We start from the raw sequence: 2,943 nt of genomic DNA on the forward strand, positions 1-2,943 counted from the left end.
CTGGACCGGATGCGCGCCAGCGCCGCCGACCGCACCACCCGCCTCATCCTCAACGTCCGCAACGCCGGCACCCTGCCCGCGCTGCCGCCCGACGCGGTGATCGAGACGGTCTGCGAGGCGAACGCCCAGGGCGCGCACCCGGTCCCGGTGGTCTCCCCCGGCATGGCGGAGCTGGGGCTGATGCTCCAGCTGAAGGCCGTGGAACGGGCCACCATCGAGGCCGCGACGACCGGCTCGCCGGAGGCCGCGCTGCGGGCGCTGGCGCTGCACCCGCTGGTCGACTCCCCGGCGACAGCGGCCCGCATCCTGGCGAAGGCGGCGGCGGAGGCGGCGGAGGCGGGCTGACGCGGGCCCGGGCACCGGCCGGGCCGCTCAGGCCCCGCCCGGCCGGGTCTCAGGCCGCGTCGTCCTTCTCCGCCTCCAGCGTGAACCAGTCGAAGCGCACCGTCCCCTCGGCCGCGTACATGCCGATCACCCGCCCGGTGAAACCGCCCGCCACCTCGGTGGACAGATACCGCCCGTCCAGCTCCGCCAGCACGGTGAACACCCCGTCCGGCACCTCCACACCCAGCCGCACCACATCGGGCCCCTGCCGCGGGTCCCACGCCTCCGGCGGCCCGCCGATGTCGGCCCGCAGCGTCACCGGCCCGGCCGCCGGGAGCCGCAGCTCCCCGACCGTCTGCCGCAGCGGCCCGATCCGGGCCTCCGCCCGCACCGTGCCGTCCCCGTCCGCCTCGATCGCGTAGTGGTGCCGCTCGTCCAGCCGCACCGCGAGCCCGCCCCGCCCCGCCGCCGGGTCGGCGAGCGTACGCGCCCGGCACGCGCGGTGCTGCTGCCGCCGCCCGGCGAACGTCACCGCCGGATCGTCCAGCGAGGCACCGCGCGCCCGCAGGGAGAGCCAGCCGGGCCGTTCGGTGGTGGAGACGGCCTCCTGCGGCCGGGACCGCAGCGAGATCCAGTGCGGCGCCAGCCGGGCCGCGTCGAAGTCGTCACGCGCCGCCGGGCCCGGCACCGGGTGCGGCGGCCACGGCGGCGCCGCCATCACGGGCGTCGCCTCGCCGATCACCGGCCATCTGTCCTCGCTCCAGGTGACCGGCGCCAGGAACGTCTCCCGCCCCAGCACGTGCCAGCCCGGGGTGCCGCCACCCGGCCGCACCCCGAGGAAGACGATCCACCACGAGCCGTCCGGGGCCTGCACCAGATCCCCGTGGCCGGTGTTCTGGATGGCCTGGTCGGTGCTGCGGTGGCTCAGCACCGGATTGGCCGGGCACGGCTCGAACGGGCCGTACGGGGCCGGGCCGCGCGCCACCGAGATGCCGTGGCCCCGCTCCGTACCGCCCTCGGCGATCAGCAGGTACCAGTACGCGCCGACCCGGTACAGATGCGGGGCCTCCGGCGCCTTCGCGCCCGGGGTGCCGGACCACAGCCGGCGCGGCGCGCCGAGCGTCTGCCCGGTCGCGGGGTCGATGGCGATCTGGCTGATCCCGGCGGAGGTCACCCAGCAGGTGCCGTCCTCGTCCCAGGCCAGGTCGGGGTCGATGCCCTTCACCCCGGGCAGCGGCACCGGGTCCGACCAGGGCCCGGCCGGGTCGGTCGCGGTGAAGAGCACATTGCCGTCGTGCGAGACATCGGTGGTGATCAGCCAGAACCGGCCGTCGTGGTGACGGATCGTCGGCGCGTACACCCCGCCGGAGGACGGCGCGCTGTCCGGCAGCCGCAGCTGTCCGGGCCGCTCCATGACATTGCCGATCTGCTCCCAGTGCACCAGGTCCCGGCTGTGGAAGACCGGCACCCCGGGGAAGTATTCGAAGCTGGAACAGACCAGGTAGTAGTCCTCGCCCACCCGGCACACGCTCGGGTCGGGATGGAACCCGGGTATCACCGGATTGGAGAACGTCCCGCCCGCCCAGCCGCCCGCTGCCGCCATGAAACACCTTTCCTTGTCACCGTCGCCGTGTCCGTCACCGGCGGCCGGGGACCGGGATCCGGTCCAGGTCCTCGGCCACGGTCAGTTCGCCCGTGAACCCCGCCGCCCGGGCCTGCGCCCCCAGCGGCTCCGGGTCCGGGTAGCGCTGCGAGAAGTGGGTGAGCACCAGGTGCCGCACCCCACAAGCGGCGGCGACCTCACCGGCCTGGCCCGCCGTCAGATGGCCGTAGCTGTCCGCCAGCGCGGCGTCCTCGTCGAGGAACGTCGCCTCCATCACCAGCAGATCGCACCCTTCGGCCAGGGTGTACACGCCCGGGCACAGCCGGGTGTCCATGACGAAGCCGAACCGCTGCCCGGGCCGCCGCTCGCTCATCTCCGCCAGCCGCACCCCGCGCAGCTCGCCCTCCTCCTGGAGCCGCCGCACCTCCGGCCCGCGGATGCCCGCCGCGGCCAGCCGTTCCGGCAGCATGCGGCGGCCGTCCGGCTCCACCAGCCGGTAGCCGAAGGACTCCACCGGATGCGACAGCCGCGCCGCCGACAGCGTGAACGGCGGCCCGGCGTCCAGCACCCCGTCCGCCGTCACCGGCCGCTCCTCGATGACGGCCCGCTCCCGGTACACCGTCGCGTACCGCAGCCGCTCGAAGTACACCTGGCCGCTGGCCGGGTAGTGCGCGCGCACCGGGTGCGGCACCCCGTCCCCGTGGATGCGCTGGATCACGCCGGCCAGGCCGAGCGCGTGGTCGCCGTGGAAGTGGCTGACGCAGATCCGGGTGATGTCGGTGGCGCTCACCCCGGCGTGCGTCATCTGCCGCTGGGTGCCCTCACCCGGGTCGAACAGCAGTCCTTCGCCGTCCCAGCGCAGCAGATAGCCGTTGTGGTTGCGGCGCCGGGTGGGCACCTGGCTGGCGGTGCCCAGCACCACCAGTTCGCGTACGGACATGCGCGGCTTACCCGGGGGGCCACTCGAAGCCGCGCCCGCCCAGCACGTGGGCGTGCACATGGAAGACGGTCTGCCC

General features: G+C 75.1%; 2 protein-coding genes and 2 pseudogenes. 1 reads left to right on the forward strand and 3 read right to left on the reverse strand.

Going from position 1 to position 2,943, the window contains the following annotated elements; translation table 11 throughout:
• Window positions 1-345 (forward strand): annotated as a pseudogene (locus ACFV5N_RS26445) (6-phospho-beta-glucosidase); the annotation flags it as partial.
• A 49-nt stretch (window positions 346-394) separates the two neighbouring features.
• Here ACFV5N_RS26445 and ACFV5N_RS26450 read toward each other — a convergent pair.
• The 3 genes and pseudogenes from ACFV5N_RS26450 to ACFV5N_RS26460 all read right to left on the reverse strand — a co-directional run.
• Window positions 395-1,927: a glycoside hydrolase family 43 protein gene (locus ACFV5N_RS26450; RefSeq protein WP_385604652.1), complete on the reverse strand. Its 1,533-nt coding sequence runs from the start codon at window positions 1,925-1,927 to the stop codon at window positions 395-397.
• Window positions 1,928-1,961: 34 nt separating this feature from the next.
• On the reverse strand, window positions 1,962-2,867 hold the full coding sequence (locus ACFV5N_RS26455; RefSeq protein ID WP_385604655.1) for a ribonuclease Z: 906 nt from the start codon (window positions 2,865-2,867) through the stop codon (window positions 1,962-1,964).
• Between the two features lie 7 nt (window positions 2,868-2,874).
• Window positions 2,875-2,943: pseudogene (locus ACFV5N_RS26460) on the reverse strand (HIT family hydrolase); the annotation flags it as partial.

Source organism: Streptomyces sp. NPDC059853, from assembly GCF_042731495.1.
Classification (GTDB): domain Bacteria; phylum Actinomycetota; class Actinomycetes; order Streptomycetales; family Streptomycetaceae; genus Streptomyces.